General features: G+C 69.9%; 13 protein-coding genes. 6 read left to right on the top strand and 7 right to left on the bottom strand.

Annotated elements, in window-relative coordinates; genetic code table 11:
* Positions 1 to 98: 98 nt before the first annotated feature.
* The 3 genes from ACG00Y_RS08465 to ACG00Y_RS08455 all read right to left on the bottom strand — a co-directional run bounded on the left by ACG00Y_RS08465 (position 99) and on the right by ACG00Y_RS08455 (position 5,121).
* Complete coding sequence (locus tag ACG00Y_RS08465) at positions 99 to 1,931, bottom strand: MORN repeat-containing protein (protein ID WP_394477801.1); 1,833 nt, start codon at positions 1,929 to 1,931, stop codon at positions 99 to 101.
* Positions 1,928 to 3,265 (bottom strand): hypothetical protein, encoded by a 1,338-nt coding sequence (locus ACG00Y_RS08460; protein ID WP_394477799.1) that lies wholly within the window; start codon positions 3,263 to 3,265, stop codon positions 1,928 to 1,930. Before ACG00Y_RS08460 ends, ACG00Y_RS08465 begins: the two co-directional genes overlap by 4 nt.
* A gap of 80 nt (positions 3,266 to 3,345) precedes the next feature.
* Positions 3,346 to 5,121, bottom strand: a complete 1,776-nt coding sequence (locus ACG00Y_RS08455) for a GGDEF domain-containing protein (RefSeq protein WP_394477797.1) — start codon at positions 5,119 to 5,121, stop codon at positions 3,346 to 3,348.
* An 89-nt stretch (positions 5,122 to 5,210) separates the two neighbouring features.
* Here ACG00Y_RS08455 and ACG00Y_RS08450 point away from each other — a divergent pair, with 89 nt between their 5' ends.
* The gene (locus ACG00Y_RS08450; RefSeq protein WP_394477795.1) at positions 5,211 to 6,686 is read left to right on the top strand and encodes a M20 family metallopeptidase; all 1,476 of its coding nucleotides are present in this window, start codon (positions 5,211 to 5,213) and stop codon (positions 6,684 to 6,686) included.
* 13 nt (positions 6,687 to 6,699) lie between these two features.
* Positions 6,700 to 7,647 carry a LysR family transcriptional regulator gene (locus tag ACG00Y_RS08445; protein WP_394477792.1) on the top strand — a complete coding sequence of 316 codons (948 nt, stop codon included), beginning with the start codon at positions 6,700 to 6,702 and terminating at the stop codon, positions 7,645 to 7,647.
* On the opposite strand, the gene ACG00Y_RS08440 is transcribed toward ACG00Y_RS08445, so the two are convergent.
* Entirely contained in the window at positions 7,648 to 8,163 is a 516-nt protein-coding gene (locus ACG00Y_RS08440; protein ID WP_394477790.1) for a hypothetical protein, read from the bottom strand.
* Positions 8,164 to 8,241: 78 nt separating this feature from the next.
* Here ACG00Y_RS08440 and ACG00Y_RS08435 point away from each other — a divergent pair, with 78 nt between their 5' ends.
* From ACG00Y_RS08435 to ACG00Y_RS08420, 4 genes are read left to right on the top strand one after another with little or no spacing between them, the layout of a single operon-like run.
* Positions 8,242 to 10,608: an LPS-assembly protein LptD gene (locus ACG00Y_RS08435; RefSeq protein ID WP_394477788.1), complete on the top strand. Its 2,367-nt coding sequence runs from the start codon at positions 8,242 to 8,244 to the stop codon at positions 10,606 to 10,608.
* Positions 10,605 to 11,906, top strand: a complete 1,302-nt coding sequence (locus ACG00Y_RS08430) for a peptidylprolyl isomerase (protein WP_394477786.1) — start codon at positions 10,605 to 10,607, stop codon at positions 11,904 to 11,906. The genes ACG00Y_RS08435 and ACG00Y_RS08430 overlap by 4 nt, the downstream gene beginning before the upstream one ends.
* Positions 11,894 to 12,673 carry a 16S rRNA (adenine(1518)-N(6)/adenine(1519)-N(6))-dimethyltransferase RsmA gene (gene rsmA, locus ACG00Y_RS08425; RefSeq protein ID WP_394477784.1) on the top strand — a complete coding sequence of 260 codons (780 nt, stop codon included), beginning with the start codon at positions 11,894 to 11,896 and terminating at the stop codon, positions 12,671 to 12,673. The genes ACG00Y_RS08430 and rsmA overlap by 13 nt, the downstream gene beginning before the upstream one ends.
* A gap of 27 nt (positions 12,674 to 12,700) precedes the next feature.
* Positions 12,701 to 12,913 carry a hypothetical protein gene (locus tag ACG00Y_RS08420; RefSeq protein ID WP_394477782.1) on the top strand — a complete coding sequence of 71 codons (213 nt, stop codon included), beginning with the start codon at positions 12,701 to 12,703 and terminating at the stop codon, positions 12,911 to 12,913.
* Here ACG00Y_RS08420 and ACG00Y_RS08415 read toward each other — a convergent pair.
* From ACG00Y_RS08415 to ACG00Y_RS08405, 3 genes are all read right to left on the bottom strand, one after another.
* A complete protein-coding gene (locus ACG00Y_RS08415) occupies positions 12,888 to 13,283 on the bottom strand; it encodes a barstar family protein (RefSeq protein WP_394477781.1) in 396 nt (131 codons plus the stop codon). The genes ACG00Y_RS08420 and ACG00Y_RS08415 overlap by 26 nt on opposite strands.
* A gap of 46 nt (positions 13,284 to 13,329) precedes the next feature.
* On the bottom strand, positions 13,330 to 13,743 hold the full coding sequence (locus tag ACG00Y_RS08410; RefSeq protein WP_394478595.1) for a guanyl-specific ribonuclease: 414 nt from the start codon (positions 13,741 to 13,743) through the stop codon (positions 13,330 to 13,332).
* Between the two features lie 241 nt (positions 13,744 to 13,984).
* The gene (locus ACG00Y_RS08405; RefSeq protein WP_394477779.1) at positions 13,985 to 16,282 is read right to left on the bottom strand and encodes an NADP-dependent malic enzyme; all 2,298 of its coding nucleotides are present in this window, start codon (positions 16,280 to 16,282) and stop codon (positions 13,985 to 13,987) included.
* Between the last annotated feature and the right edge of the window lie 18 nt (positions 16,283 to 16,300).

Here is a 16,300-nt window from a genome sequence, read left to right as displayed (position 1 = left end):
TGTAGGGCGGGTCGCGACCCGCCGTTTCGGGGCGGGCTACGGAATTTGTCGACGGGTTGGCGCCACCCAACGGCGGGTCACGACCCGCCCTACAGGCGTCAATGCCCCTTGCGGATCGTGTGGCCGTCCTCGGTCCGCTCGTCGTCCTTGAACACGCCCTCCCAGCGGTCGCCGCTGGGCCAGTGGAAGATGCCGTGGCCGTGCTTGAGGCCGCGCGCCCAGGCGCCTTCGTAGCGCTCACCGCTCTTCCAGGCGTACTTGCCCTGGCCGTTGGCCTTGCCGTTGTCGAACTCGCCTTCGTAGATGTCGCCGCTCGGGAAGATCATGCGGCCCTTGCCCTGCGGCAGGCCGGCGGCGAGCTGGCCTTCGTACTGGTTGCCATTGGAGAAGCGCATCTTGCCGACGCCCTGCGGCTTGTCGTGCACCCAGTCGCCCTCGTAGCGCTGGCCGCTCATCCAGACATAGCTGCCCTTGCCGTGCGGCAGGCCGTTGCGGATCTGGCCGGTGTAGACGTCGCCCGACGCATAGGTCAGCTTGCCCTCGCCCTCGGGCTGGCCGTCCACCAGCGTGCCGTCGAACTGGTTGCCGTTGGCAAACGCCATCAGGCCGCGCCCGGTGGCGCGGTCGTTGACCCATTCACCCTTGTAGCGCTGACCGCTGGCCCAGCGGATCTCGCCGACGCCGTGGCGCTGGCTGCGCGTCAGCGGGCCTTCGTAGGCGTCGCCGTTCTTCCACTCGACGCGGCCCGTGCCGGTGACGGTGTCGTCGTCGTTGCGCACGAACTGGCCCACGTAGCGGGTGTCGCCGGCCGTGCGGTCGAACAGCTTGGTCTCGGGTGCCGGCGCCGCTGTGGGCGGTGCGGTGGACGTGGTCAGCGGCACGACGGGCGTGGCGGTGGCCTGGCGCAGCGGCGTGGTGGCCACGGCGGCCGTGGCGGCAGCGACGGTGGCGGCCGCTGCGGGCTTGGTGATGGCGGGTGCAACGGCCGCCGGCTTGGGCGCAGCGGCCACGGCGATGGCGGGCGCGGGCGCGGGCTTGGGGGCCGGCTTGGGCGTTGGCGGTGCGCCGGGCAGCGGCGTCGACACCCAGGGCGTGCCCCGCTCGCGTGCCAGCGCCTGGGCGTGGTTGGTCGCCAGCTCCTGGGCGTTGCCCCGGCACTGGGCGGCGGTGTCGCGCCACAGCGTCTCGCCGATCTGGCTCTGCGTCTGGCGCTCGGCCAGCGGCAGCGCGGCGCCGCTGTTGCGCAGCTTGCCGGAGAACTCGCGCGCCCGCTCGAACGGCGGCGCGCAGAACTCGGCGTTGTGGCCGTCGATCTCGCTCAGCTCGCGGCGCGCCTGGGCCGTCTGCTGCTGGCTGCCGGAGCATTGCTCGGCGGCCAGCTCCCACATGCCCTCGGCCTTGCGGTAGAGGCTGGCGGCCTCGGCGAAGCGGCGCTCGCCGAACGCGCCGCGCGCGAGTTCCTGCAGCGCAGTGGCATCGCGGTGAGCGTGCTCGCACTGGCTGCCCGACTGGAGCTTCTCGGCCAGCGCGTCGTGCGCCTTCTGGCTGTCGGCCAGGTTGCGCTGGGCGCGCTCGCGGGCGCGGCCGTCGCAGGTGGCGATGGCCGCACCCCACTGGGCCACGGCCTCCTCGTAGAGCTTGACCAGGGTCTGCAGCGGCTGGTTCTGTGACTGCGCCGTGGCGGCCTTCAGGTCGGCCGACAGCGCCCGGCTGGTGAGCTGGGCACAGCTGGGTGGCGCGACGGGTGGCGGCGGCAACTGGGCATCGATGGACGACAGGGACGCGGCTGGTGCGGCGGATGCGGGCGCCTCGGGGCGCGCGGCGGCGTCGGGCGCCGAGGCTGAGGAAGCGGCCGGTGATGGCGGCGTCTGGGCCCGCGCCACGGTGCCTGTGAGCAGGGCCAGGCACAGGAGGAGGGCGAACTTCGTCATTGTTTTTTTCGGGCGCCGCTCTCGGCGGGCATTTCCAGCATCGCGTCGATCAGCCCGCGCGAGAAGCGGCCGGCGCCGGGGTCGTCCGCGCTTTCGAAGGAGAAGCTGGCCTGGGCGGACGCCAGCGGCATGGCGCCGATCTCGGCCAGCAGCGCGTCGGGGCGGAAGCCGCCGAGGATGGCGGTGATCTCGCGCTCGAAGCCGCGCGCGGCGGCCACCTTGTTCAGCGCCGCCAGGCGGTCGGCGTCGAACAGCAGTGCGTTCTGCGCCAGGCTGCGCTCCAGCAGCTTCTGGTGCAGCGTGAAGCCCGCCAGCGGCGGCGCGCCGAGGGCGGCCATGCGCGAGAAGGCCCAGGCGTCGGCGCGCTCGAAGCTGGTGGCGGCGATGCGCGAGATGCCCGACAGCGACCCGCGGTTGGCGGCCGCCGCCTGCATGACGTTGAGCACCTGTTGGCGGGTCAGGTTTTGCGCGGCGTCGACCAGGCCCTCGCGGATTCGCTGCGCGGCCAGCGCGCGGCCCTGCTCGATGAGCTGCTGCTTCAGGAAGTCGCTGGCCACGTTGGCGGCGGCGCTCTTGGCCGCGCTGATGGCGGCGTCGGCGGCCAGCGCGGCGGCCTTGACGCCCGAGGCCAGCGTGGCCAGGTTGTAGAGCGTGCCGGCGATCTTGAGCGCGTAGTGATAGGTCTTCATGCGCGCCCCGCCCTCCTCAGACAGGCCTTGCGTCCACAGCACCAGCCACAGCGCCTCGTCGGGCGTGGGCTCGGCCTGGATGACCTCCAGCGGGTGCAGGCTGAGTAGCCAGTGGTAGTCCTGCATCTGCGGCGTGTTGGGCGGCGCGAAGCGGGCGTAGCCGCGGCAGACCTCGAAGGGCTTGATCTGCACCGCCTTGCCCGCCGCCGTGCCGACAGTGAAGGGCTTGCCGTCGTCGCGCGCCTCGGCCAGCCATTCCAGCAGCTTCTCGCCGTCGTCGCTGGCCTGCCCGGCGATGTGGTTGAGCCGCGTGCCGACGGTCAGCGGCGAGTCCTGCGTCACGGCGATGACGGTCAGCCGTTCGTCCACCTGCAGCGCCCGCGCCCAGGCCACGCGGTCGTTCTCGTCCCAGCCGGCACTGGTGGCCACCGCGAACGGCAGCTCCCACTGCTTGTCGCATTCCTTGTCCTGCAGCGCGGCGCTGCGGGCGATGGCCGGGCGCATCAGCCGCTCGCCGGCGCCATAGGCCCGCATGCCGGCCAGCAGCGTCTCGTCAACCTTGCGGCCGTCGTCGATGGTGTATTTGGGGCCGGAGGCGCAGCCGGTCAGCAGCAGTGCGGCCAGCATCAGCAACAGTGAACGCATAAGGTCGAGCCTAAGTGCAGGCCCGTGGCGGTCGGGCCGTCGTTTTCCCCGATGGGGCGAGGTGGTGTCAGCGCACGTGCTCAATTCACGCCCGGCATGACGCCGTCGCCGCTGCTGCTGCGGACGCAGTTGCGGCCCGCTGACTTGGCGCGGTAGAGGCCGGTGTCGGCATCGCGGTACATCGTGTCTAGGTCGGCGATGCGGCGCGGCTGCACCCACGCCAGGCCGAAACTGGCCGTCACCTGCAGCGTGCGGCCGTCCGGCAGCGGGATGGGCGCGCCGGCCAGCGTCAGGCGCAGCCGCTCGGCCAGCTGCAGTGCCTCGTCGGCACGGCAGTCCACGGCCAGCACGATGAATTCCTCGCCACCGTGGCGAGCCAGCAGTTCGCCGCGACGCACCTGGCCGCGCGCCAGGTCGGCCACCGCGCGCAACACGGCGTCGCCGGCCGGGTGGCCGTGCTCGTCGTTGATGCGCTTGAAGTGATCCAGGTCGAACACGATCAGCGCCACCGGCCAGCCATGGCGGCGCGCCTGTGCCAGCAGCCCGGTCGCTTGCTCGGTGAACGCGCGGCGGTTCAGCAGGCCGGTCAGGAAGTCGGTGTCGCTGGCCTGGCGCAGCTGGGAGATGAGCTGCTCGCGCTCGGCCTCCAGGGCGCGGCTGCGCGCCGTGGCGGCTTGCAGTGCCACCACGGCGCGCTTCATGTCGCCGATCTCGTCGTTGCGCACCACCGGCGCCAGCGTCTGCGTCGGCACGTCGTGGCCTGCCATGACGGCGTTCATCGCGCGGGTGATGCGCAGCAGCGGCGACAGCACGCGACGGCGTATCAGCAGGAACACGGTCAGCTCGATGCACAGCACCGCCAGGCCCAGGCCGGCGTTGATGGCCATGCGGGAGCGGGCGTCGGCGACGCGTGCGGTGGCGGCGTCGCGCGCCGCGCTGAACATCGTGTCGCGCAGCGCCACGATGCTCTTCATCGGCGGTACGTAGAGCGCCACGAAGGTGGCCGAGTCCATGCCGTAGCCGCGCCCGGCCAAGCCGCGTTCCGTCAGCCCGGCGATGAAGGGCAGGCCGACGCCGAAGTACTGCGCCTCCATCTTCGCGAGGGCGGCCTGCAGCGGAGGCTCGGCGCGCCCGGCGCGGGCCTGCAGGGTGATGAGCTGGCGCAGCTGCTCGATGCGGCCCGTCAGCAGCGGAATCTCGCGCTGCTCCTCGCGGCCCAGCGGCAGGCCGGTGGCCAGCGGCGTCGTGAACTGCGAGCCCAGCCGCCCGGCGTACTCGCGCAGTTCGGCCGCGTAGCGCGCGCCGACCAGCGGCATGGCCAGTTCGGGGTAGACGGCCTCGGCGGCGGCGGACTGCGTGGTCACGCCGGCCAGCACCGTGTCGATGACGGCGAACATCAGGTCGATGGGCGCACGCGTCAGGCGCTGGCCGGGCGCGCTGCGCTGGGCATGGGGCAGGGCGGCGACGCGGTCGACCTCGGCGCGGGCGCGGTCCAGCTGCTGGCGGGCCTGGGCCAGCTGCGCGCGGGCGGACAGCGAGACGGGGTCGGTCGAGCCGGCCAGCGCGGCCAGCGCCTCGTCAAAAGCGGCGTCGGTGATGCGGCGGAACTCCTGCAGCCGGGCTCGCTTGGCCGGGTCGGCGGGCTGGGTGTCGTTCAGCACCGGGATGGCGGGGCCGCGCTCGGCCGACGCCTTCTCGGCCACCTTCATGCCCAGGTAGGCGCGCTGCATGGCCGCCAGGCCCAGCTCGGCCGCATCCACCTGGCGCCAGTCGGCCCAGATGGAGCGCAGCAGCAGCGCGGAGACCAGGCTCAGCAGCAGGCCGGTAGTCAGCAGGAACAGGCGAGTCAGGCGCATGGGAGGAGGGGCGGCGGCGCATTATGTAAGCGCCTAAACTGACCCGCCCGTCCATAGGCGCGCCACAAGCGCGCCGTCAGGAGTACGCCATGAACGCACGAGACCCCAACCTCCCCTTGCAGGCTGACGAAGCCAGCGCTTTGGGCGACTTTGCCGCCCGCGTCTGGGACGAAGAAATCGTCCCCGCACTGACCGACTACATCGCCATCCCGGCGAAGAGCCCGATGTTCGACGCCGACTGGGCAGCCAACGGTCACATCGAGAAGGTGTTGACGCAGGCCGCCGCCTGGGTTGAGGGCCAGAAGGTCGCCGGCCTCAAGCTGGAAGTCGTGCGCATCCCCGGCCGCACGCCGGTCATCTTCTTCGAGGTGCCGGGCACCAAGGCCGGTAGCGACGACACCGTCGTGCTCTACGGCCATCTGGACAAGCAGCCCGAGTTCAGCGGCTGGCGCAACGACCTGGGGCCCTGGACGCCCAAGTACGAGAACGGCCTGCTCTACGGCCGTGGCGGCGCGGATGATGGCTATGCCGTCTACGCGTCGCTGACGGCCATCATGGCGCTGGACAGGCAGGGCATCCCGCGCCCGCGCTGCGTCGGCCTCATCGAGACCTGCGAGGAGAGCGGCAGCTTCGACCTGCCCGCCTATCTGGACGTGCTGCGCCCGCGGCTGGGCAATGTGTCGCTGGTCGTCTGCCTGGACTCCGGCGCAGGCAGCTACGACCAACTGTGGCTGACGACCTCGCTGCGCGGCATGGTGTCGGGTGTGCTGAAGGTGGAGGTGCTGACCGAGGGCATCCACAGCGGCGACGCCTCGGGCTGCGTGCCGTCGAGCTTTCGCATCCTGCGCCATGTGCTGGACCGCCTGGAGGACAGCGCCACCGGCCGGCTGCTGCCGCAGAGCTTCCACTGCGAAATCCCCGGCGCGCGGCTCGACCAGGCCCGCGCCACGGCGGCCATCCTGAAGGACGAGGTCTACAAGCGCATGCCCTGGGCCTGCGGCGCGGACGGCGGCCCGGTGCTGCCGGTGACCAGCGACCCCGTCGAGGTGCTGCTCAACCGCACCTGGCGGCCGACGCTGTCGGTGGTCGGCGTCGATGGCTTCCCCGAGCTGAAGAATGCCGGCAACGTGCTGCGGCCCTACACGGCGTTCAAGCTGTCACTGCGCCTGCCGCCGCTGGTCGATGGCAATGCGGCGGCGCTGGAGTTGAAGGCGCTGCTGGAGGACAACGCGCCCTACAACGCCCGTGTCACGTTCACGCCCGACGGCCGCGCCGGGGCTTACGGCGCGACCGGCTGGAACACGCCCGACCTGTCGCCCTGGCTCAGCCAGGCACTGGACGACGCCAGCCAGGCCCACTTCGGTGCTCCCGTGGGCTACATCGGCCAGGGCGGCACCATCCCGCTGATGAGCATGCTGCAGAAGGGCTTCCCCCAGGCGCAGATGATGGTCTGCGGCGTGCTGGGCCCGAAGAGCAATGCCCACGGGCCGAACGAGTTCCTGCATGTGCCCTACGGCAAGCGTCTCACCGCCGCCGTCGCGCAGGTCATGGCCGCCCATCCCTGATCGAAGAGCAGGGATGGATCAACTCCGTGCCATCAAGGTCTTCGTCCGCGTCATCGACGAGGGCAGCTTTGCCGGCGCGGCGCGGGCGCTGGACCTGGCGCCGGCCGTCGTCACCCGCCTCATCGCCGAGCTGGAGGACCATCTCGGCACGCGGCTGCTGAATCGCACCACGCGGCGCCTGGCGCTGACGGAGATCGGCGACGCCTACCTGGAGCGCGCGCGGCGCATCCTGGCCGATGTGGACGAGGCGGCGGCGCTGGCGGCCTCGGCCACGCAGGAGGTGCGCGGCCTGCTGCGCGTGCTGTGCCCGCCGGCCATCGCCGTGCACCAGATCGCCAAGCACCTGCCACGCTTCCACCGCGACTTTCCGCATGTGACGCTGGAGATCACGTCCCCCGGCCCGGTCGCCACGGTGGACGACAGCTATGACCTGACCATCCTGCTGTCCCGCGAGCCGCTGGACGGCGACTTCATCGCCCGGCGCCTGGCGCGCAGCGAGTTCATCATGTGCGCGTCGCCGGACTACCTTGACCAGCGCGGCCGGCCGCTGCACCCCAGCGAGCTGAAGACCCACGACGCGCTGCTGCCGCCCAGTTCGGCGCTGCAGCGCGGGCTGACGCTGCAGCGCGGCGACGGCGGCGAGGAGATCACGCTGCCCATCGTGCCCTCGCGCGCGGCGCTGTCCACCAGCCACCTGGACACCAACTACGCCGCCGCGCTGCACGGCCTGGGCGTGGCCGGGCTGCCCAGCTTCATGGTGGAGGACGCGTTGCTGGAGCAGGCTCTGGAGCGCGTCATGCCGCAGTGGCGCCTGTTCCACACGACGCTGTGGGCCGGCATGCCGAGCCGCAAGTACGTGCCGGCGCGCACACGGGCCTTTCTCGACTTCCTGCTGGAGATCTTCGGCGGCGAGGACAAGGACCCATGGCTGGTGGCGGCCGGGTGCGCGACCTGCCCCTGACTATCTGAGACTGAAGCCGAGGTCGAAGAACTCCGGGTAGCGCGCCTCCATCGCCCGCTTCAGGAAGCCCAGCGCGACATAGCGGGCCGAGGTCTTGGCGATGCGGGCCAGCAGCCGGCGTTCTTCCGCATGCCCCTGGCCCAGCAGCGTCAGGTCTTGCCGGATGGCGCTCCACTCGATGCGGCGCCAGTACTCGCCGAAGTCGGCCGCCAGTTCCTCGTCCAGTTGGCCAGCGTCCCGGCAGGCCTGCCAGTGGCGCACGGCCCAGTCGATCTCCTGGGCCTCATCCCAGGCCTGGTCGGCCGGGCGAAGCAGCGCCGCGAGCGCGTCGGTCGAGCTGCCCTGCGGAGCGTCGGCGACGAGGCGCTGCAGCACCACGTCCAGCCCGCTGTCCGCTACGCGGGCCAGGCCGGCGGCCAGCGCGGTGGTATCGGGGGGCAGAAGGGCGGGCGGCTGTTCGAGAAGCCGGGCGCAGGCGGCGCGCATCAGCGGGTCGGCTTCGGTGGGAGATGTCATCGGAGAAAGCCCTCGTGGATAATCAATTTTAAGAAGCCGGCCCCGGCACTTCCTTCCGACTTCGCGCCCTTGCCGCCCGTGCCGCGTCCGCTCCGCACTCCCCACCCCGCCCCGCTGCCCACGCTGATTGCCCTGGCCTTGTGCGCCTGGGGGCAGGCCTGGGCGCAGCAGGTCGAGGAGGGCCTGCCGCTGCGGGGCAGCCGGGTGCTCAGCGCGCCGGCCCGGCCGGCCGCCAAGCCGGCGGTGGTCATCAGCGCCGGCAAGCTGTCGGCCCAGGTCGAGCAGCAGGCCGAGGCCGAGGACGATGTCGAGCTGCGCTACGGCGAGCTGCTGCTCAATGCCGACAAGCTGAACTACCGCGTCGTCGACGACTTTGCCCGCGCCGAGGGCAATGTGCGCATCCAGCACAAGGGCAACGTCTTTACCGGCCCGCTGCTGCAGCTGCACGTGAACCGCTTCGAGGGCGAGTTCCTGACGCCCAGCTTCTTCCTGAAGAGCACCGGCGGCGCCGGCAAGGCGCAGATCGTCAAGTTCCAGGACAGCCAGCATTTCACCGCCACCCAGGGCAGCTACAGCAGCTGCCCGGTGGTGGAGGACGAGGAGCCGGCCTGGCAGATCACGGCCAAGCATCTGCGCCTGGACATGGCCGCCAACGAGGGCGAGGCCGAGGGCGCGGTGCTGCGCTTCCTGGGCGTGCCGCTGCTGGCGGCGCCGGCCTTGAGCTTCCCGCTCAGCTCGGCGCGCAAGTCGGGCTGGCTGCCGCCCAGCATCTTCCTGGACAACCGCAGCGGCCTCGAATTCAGCGTGCCCTATTACTGGAACATCGCGCCGCAGCGCGATGTGACGCTGGCGCCCTTCGTGATGACCAAGCGCGGCGTCGGTGTGGACGGCGAGTTCCGCTACCTGGAGCCGGGCCACGCCGGCCGCATCAACGTTGACCTGCTGCCCACCGACCGCGTCTTCAGGCATTCGCGCTGGAGCCTCAAGCTCAACAACGACGGCCAGCTCGGCGGCTGGCACTACCGCCTGAAGAGCGAGCGAGTCTCCGACGACGACTACTGGAAGGACTTGTCGCGCCGCGTCGAGAGCCAGACGCCGCGGCTGCTGGCCAGCGACCTGGCGCTCAACCGCCGCCGCGAGCTGTCCTGGGGCACCATCGACAGTTACGCCCGCCTGCAGCGCTGGCAGACGCTGCAGGGCAGCGACGCGCTGGCGCGCTTCGACTCGCCCTACCAGCGCAGCCCGCAGCTGGGCATCCGCGTGTCGACGGCGGCCGACGAGGCGGTGCTGGACAGCTTCCGCCCCTGGGGCCGCAAGGCGCGGCTGGAGGGCGGCATGGAGCTGGAGTACAACCGGTTCGACCTGCCCGGCTCCGCCCTGGCGGGCCAGGCGCCCGGCGGCCAGCGCGTGCATGCGCTGGGCCATGTGGCCGCCCCGGTGGGCGGCGAGGCCTGGTGGTTCATCCCGCGCATCTCGGTCAACGCCGCCGCCTATGACCTGGACGAGCCCCAGGCCGATGGCCGCCGCCGCATGAGCCGCGTCATCCCGACGCTGAGCGTCGACCACGGCTGGGTCTTCGAGCGCGACACCAAGCTGTTCGGCCGGGCCGTGCGTCAGAGCCTGGAGCCGCGCGTGCTCTACGTCAACACGCCGTTCCGTGACCAGGCCGCGCTGCCCAGCTTTGACGCGGCGGCCAAGGACTTCAATTTCGACTCCATCTACACCGACAACCTGTTCTCGGGCGTGGACCGGGTGTCAGACCTGCATGCCGTCAGCGTTGGTGCCACCAGCCGCTGGGTCAGCGCGTCGCAGGGCGAGGAGATCATGCGCGTGGGCGCGGTGCAGCGCTTCCTGTTCCGCGACCAGTTGGTCACGCCGGACGGCCAGCCCGTCACGCAGCGCTTCTCCGACCTGCTGCTGGCCGCCGCTGCGCGGCTGGACGACCGCTGGTGGGCCGACAGCACGCTGGAGTTCAATCCCGAGATCGGCCGCTCGGTGCGCTCGGTGCTGCGCCTGCGCTATTCGCCCGGCGCATTCAAGACCGTCAGCGTCGCCTACCGCCTCGCGCGCGCGCAGAGCGAGCAGATCGAACTGGCCTGGCAATGGCCGATCTACGGCCAGCCCATCACGCAGCGCGGCGCCGACAGCAAGAGCTGCGGCGGCGCGTGGTACAGCGCCGGCCGCGTGCAGTATTCGCTGCGCGACAAGCGGCTGACCGATTCGGTCGCCGGCTTCGAGTACGACGCCGGCTGCTGGGTGCTGCGCTTCGGGCTGGAGCGGTTGTCCACCGGCCGGGCCGAAACCAACACCCGCTTCATGCTGCAACTGGAGCTGGTCGGCCTGTCGCAGCTGGGCTCCAATGCCCTGAAGGTCTTGAAGGACAATGTGCCCGGTTACCGCCGGTTGAGTTCCGACCGCTCGCCGAGTTCAGACTTCCTACCATGATCCATCGCCTCGCTCCCCTCGTTCTCGCCTTGGCCGCCCTGCATGCGGCCGCGCAGACGTCGCCCACGCTGCAGCCGGGGGACTACATTGCCGCCGTCGTCAACCAGGACGTCGTCGCCGCCAGCGAGGTCGTCGCGCGCACCGAACGGCTGCGCCTGGAGGCGCGCCAGAAGGGCGAGGCCATGCCCGAGACGGCCGGTCTGCGCAAGCAGGCGCTGGAGGCCCTCATCGAGGACCGCGTGCTGGTGACCCATGCGCGTGACAGCGGCCAGCGGGTCGAGGAGACCGAGCTGGACCGCGTGGTCGCCAACGTCGCCGCGCAGAACAAGCTGACGATGGCGCAGTTGCGCGAGCGCCTGAAGGCCGACGGCACCGACTACAAGAGCTTTCGCGAGAACCTGCGCGACCAGATGATGACCGAGCGCGTGCGCGAGCGTGAGGTGCAGGGCCGCATCAAGATCAGCGATGCCGAGATCGACGCCTGGCTCGACAAGAAGCGCGCCGCGCTGGAGCAGGGCGGCCAGATCAACCTGGCCCAGGTGCTGGTGGCCGTGCCCGATGGCGCGGCGGAGAGCGTCGTCGCCGAGAAGCGCGGCATCGCGCAGGCCGCGCTGGAGCGCGTCAAGGGCGGCGAGGACTTCGCCAAGGTGGCCCGCGAGGTCTCCGAGGACAGCAACAAGGCCAAGGGCGGCGAGATCGGCATGCGCCCCGCCGACCGCCTGCCTGACATCTTCGTCAACGCCGTCAAGGGACTGAAGGGCGGCCAGGTCGCGCCCGAGCTGCTGCGCAGCGGCGCCGGCTTTCACGTGCTGAAGGTCGTCGAGCGCCAGGGCGCCGGCTCCCTGACGCAGACGCAGCAGACCCGCGCCCGGCACATCCTGCTGCGCCCGTCGGCCCAGCTGACCGCCGAAGTCGCCGCCCGCCGCCTGGCCGAGATGAAGCGCCAGATCGAGGCCGGTCAGGCCAAGTTCGAGGACCTCGCCAAGGCCAACTCCGAGGACGGCAGCGCCGAAGGCGGTGGCGACCTCGGCTGGATGGGCGCCGGCGGCTTCGTGCCCGAGTTCGAGGAAGCCATGAACGGGCTGGCGCTGAACGGCATCTCCGGCCCGGTCCCGTCGCGTTTCGGTGTCCACCTGATCCAGGTGCTGGAGCGCCGCATGGTCGAGGTCGAGATGAAGACGCTGCGCGACCAGGCCCGCGCCGCGCTGCGCGAGCAGAAGTACGACGAGGCCTACCAGGAGTGGGTCAAGGAACTGCGCGCCAAGGCCTTCGTCGAAGTGCGCGAATGGCTGGACTGAAGTCCCATATCCCGCGCAAGCGGTTTGGCCAGCACTTTCTGACCGACAAGGCGCTGATCGAGGCCATCGTCGACCTGATCGACCCGCAGGCCGGCGAGACCCTCGTCGAGATCGGCCCCGGCCTGGGCGCGATGACGCTGCCGATACTCGCGCGCTACCAGCCGCTGACCGTCATCGAGCTGGACCGCGATCTGGCCGCACGGCTGAGGAAGCGTGACGACGTCGAAGTCATCGAAAGCGACGTGCTCAAGGTGGACTTCAAGGCGCTGGCCGCCGCCAAGGGCGCGAAGCTGCGCGTCGTCGGCAACCTGCCTTACAACATCTCCACGCCCATCCTCTTCCACCTGCTGGACGCGGTGGACGACGTGGTGGACCAGCATTTCATGCTGCAGAAGGAAGTCGTCGACCGCATGGCCTCGGCGCCTGGCAGCAAGGACTACGGCCGCCTGTCCGTCATGCTGCAGTGGCGCTACGCCATCGAATCGGTGCTGGACGTGCCGCCCGAGGCCTTCGACCCGCCGCCGCGGGTGGACTCGGCCATCGTCCGCATGGTGCCGCTGAAAGACCCGCCGGCGGTCGATCCCAAGCTGCTGGGCGCCGTCGTCACCAGCGCCTTCTCGCAGCGCCGCAAGCTGCTGCGCCACAGCCTGGGCCGCTGGCTGGCCGAGCGCGGCTACGAAGGCCACTTCGACCTGCAGCGGCGCGCCGAGGAAGTGCCGGTGGATGAGTTCATCGCACTGGCGCTGGCTGTGCCGCAGCAGAAATAGAAAACGGGACCCGAGGGTCCCGTTTTGATGGGTGAACAGCCGCTTCAGGCCGCGCTCAACCACATCGACGTATCGAAGGCGCTGCACATCATCGGCATGTTCATGCCGAAGTTGGGGTTGCCAATCGTTGCCTTCGCGCTCTTCGGCGCAGGCTTCTCAATAACCGGGGCCACTTCAGTAGCCCGCTCCCATGACCCGTTATCTTGGGAGCGGGCTACTGAAAAGAATAGAAGCACCTGAACGCTATCTTCCTGTCGGCCCAGTAGTCGGCCGTGTCTCGGAAGACATCGAGCAACTGCTCCCTCGCCTCGCGGTCGAAGCGCACGTTGTCGGGCAACTGCTCCAGCACCACGACGAAGCCCGGCTGGGAGCCGGCCTTGTGGACGAGGTCGGTCATGCAGTCATGCAGGGCGTCCAGGTTCTTGCCGAAATGTGTCGGGAACAGGAAGGCCTGCGCGATGCCATCGAGGACATCCTGCTTGGACTGCGCCTCCGACAGGTTGGCGTACAGGAAATGCTGGCCCGCCTCTTGAGCGGCCTGCATCAAGTCCTCGACTCGGTAGGCCCGTATGGCCTGCACGATATTGGGACGGACGGTCTGCAAAAGCATGGTCGCGTTCCTCCTTTCAAGTCACAAAACTACTGAACCCCGACTCTCACCGGCCAGCTGCGGCGCGGATGCGCTGGAAGCTGGCATAGTGATCGGCGGTGTAATAACAAACCTCGGGTGCGCTTGGGGGCATGCCGCCGCAGACGAGGCGGCGAGCGCCCCGATTGCGCGCGCCAGGCGTCTTGACCGTGTATTCGCGATAGAAGCCACGTGCCTTGCGGGGCAACAAGCGTTCGCGATTGCCGAACACCGCGCCGTCTTTGGCATAAGGAAACGGGCCGCCGGTGAAGACGAGCCGGTGGGTTTCCTGAGCCTGGACGGGCAGCTCGCTCAGCGAAATTTCGGCCGAAGCGGGCGTTGCGGTGGGGGCTTCCTTGGCTTGAGCCGTTCCGGCAAGGCCGGACAGCAGCAGGGCGGTGGCAACCGCCGACGCGCCGGAGCGCGTCAGCCACGAGAGCAAAAACACGGGTTTACCCTGTTCTGAAAACCGATATGGTATCGAACCAGCCCCAAAAGCTCAAGCCGGACCCAGGCGCCGGCGTCCGGGAATAGCGTCTGTGAGCATGCACTCACATTCCTATAAGCGCTTGATTTTTCAGGGCATATGACGGCGCCATGACGCCGTTTTCTATCTGAAAACTAATGTCAATTGGGGGAGTCCGGGCGGCGCGCGCCTGCCCGGCCCGGTCTTTGCAGGCGCTTCAGGCGCGCGCGGCGTTGGCGTCGGCGACGGTCAGCGCCGTCATGTTGACGATGCGCCGCACCGTCGCTGAGGGTGTCAGCACATGCACCGGCTTGGCCGCACCGAGCAACACCGGGCCGATGGCGATGCCGCCGCCTGCCGCCGTCTTCAGCAGGTTGTAGGAGATGTTGGCGGCGTCGATGTTGGGCAGCACCAGCAGGTTGGCTTCGCCGGTCAGCGGGCTGTGCGGCATCAGTTGCTTGCGGTAGGGCGCGTCCAGCGCGGTGTCGCCGTGCATCTCGCCATCGACCTCCAGCCAGGGTGCGAGCTGCTGCACCAGCGCCAGCGTGTCGCGCATCTTGATGGCCGAGGGCTTGTCGCTGGTGCCGAAGTTGCTGTGCGACAGCAGCGCGGCCTTCGGCGTCAGGCCGAAGCGGCACATCTCCTGCGCCGCCATGATGGTGATCTCGGCGAGCTGCTCGGCGGTGGGGTCGTAGTTGACGTGGGTGTCGACCAGCATGACCTGGCGGCCGGGCAGGATGAGCCCGTTCATGCAGGCATAGGTCTTCACGCCGGCGCGCTTGCCGATGACCTGGTCGATGTAGGCCAGGTGGGTGGCGGTGGTGCCCCAGGTGCCGCAGAGCATGCCGTCGACCTCCCCCTTGTGCAGCAGCATGGTGCTGATGAGGGTCAGCCGGCGGCGCATCTCGATCTTGGCGAGTTGCTGGGTCACGCCCTTGCGCTCGGTCATGCGCAGATAGGTCTGCCAGTAGTCGCGGTAGCGGTCGTCGTGCTCGACATTGACGACGTCGTAGTCGCGGCCCTGCTCCAGGCGCAGGCCGAAGCGCTCACAGCGCTCGGCGATCACCGACGGCCGGCCCACCAGAGTCGGCCGGGCCAGTTTTTCGTCGACGACGATCTGGGCGGCGCGCAGCACGCGCTCTTCCTCACCCTCGGCATAGGCGACGCGCTTGTTGGGCGCGCGCTTGGCAGCGGTGAAGATGGGCTTCATCGTGTTGCCGGAGGCGTAGACGAAGCTCTGCAGCTTTTCGCGGTAGGCGTCCCAGTCCTGGATCGGGCGGGCGGCGACGCCGGAATCGGCTGCCGCCTTGGCCACGGCCGGCGCGATGCGCATCATCAGCCGCGGGTCGAAGGGCTTGGGGATCAGGTACTCGGGGCCGAAGCTCAGTGTGGCACCCGCATAGGCGGCGGCGACGACTTCACTCTGCTCGGCCTGCGCAAGATCAGCAATCGCGTGGACGGCGGCGATCTCCATCTCGACGTTGATCGTCGTCGCGCCCGAGTCCAGCGCGCCGCGGAAGATGTAGGGGAAGCACAGGACGTTGTTGACCTGGTTCGGGTAGTCCGTGCGGCCGGTGGCCATGATGGCGTCGCTGCGCACGGACTGCACTTCCTCCGGCAGGATCTCCGGCGTCGGGTTGGCCAGCGCAAAGATCAGCGGCTGCGCGGCCATCGTCGCCACCATGTCGGCCTTCAGCACGCCGCCGGCCGACAGGCCCAGGAAGACGTCGGCGCCGGCAATCGCCTCGCGCAGCGTGCGCTGCGAGGTCGGCTGGGCGAACACCGCCTTGTCCGGGTCCATCAGCTCGGTGCGGCCTTCATAGACGACGCCGGCCAGGTCGGTCACCCAGATGTTCTCGCGCGGCAGGCCCAGCTTGACGAGCAGGCCCAGGCAGGCGAGTGCCGCCGCACCCGCGCCCGACGTGACGAGCTTGACCTGCTTGATGTCCTTGCCGACGACCTTGAGGCCGTTCAGGAAGGCCGCGCCGACGACGATGGCGGTGCCGTGCTGGTCGTCGTGGAAGACGGGGATCTTCATGCGCTCGCGCAGCTTGCGTTCGACGTAGAAGCAGTCGGGCGCCTTGATGTCTTCGAGGTTGATGCCGCCGAAGGTGGGCTCAAGTGCTGCGATGCAGTCGACCAGCTTGTCGAGGTCGTTCTCGGCCACTTCCAGGTCGAAGACGTCGATGCCGGCGAACTTCTTGAACAGGACGGCCTTGCCCTCCATGACCGGCTTGGACGCCAGCGGACCGATGTTGCCCAGGCCCAGCACGGCCGTGCCGTTGGAGACCACGGCGACGAGGTTGCCGCGCGAGGTGTAGCGGAAGGCGTTGGCCGGGTCGGCGACGATCTCCTCGCAGGCGGCGGCCACGCCGGGCGAATAGGCCAGTGCCAGGTCGTGCTGGTTGACGAGCTGCTTGGTGGCCGCGATGGCGATCTTGCCCGGCGTCGGGAACTCGTGATATTCGAGGGCGGCCTGGCGGAGCTGGGCGCGTTTTTCTTCTGGGCTGGGCATGGCGGTTCGAGCAAGGGC

The sequence above is a fragment of the Pelomonas parva genome, assembly GCF_043555835.1.
Classification (GTDB): domain Bacteria; phylum Pseudomonadota; class Gammaproteobacteria; order Burkholderiales; family Burkholderiaceae_C; genus Pelomonas; species Pelomonas parva.
This window is presented reverse-complemented; position numbering and strand designations above follow the sequence as displayed.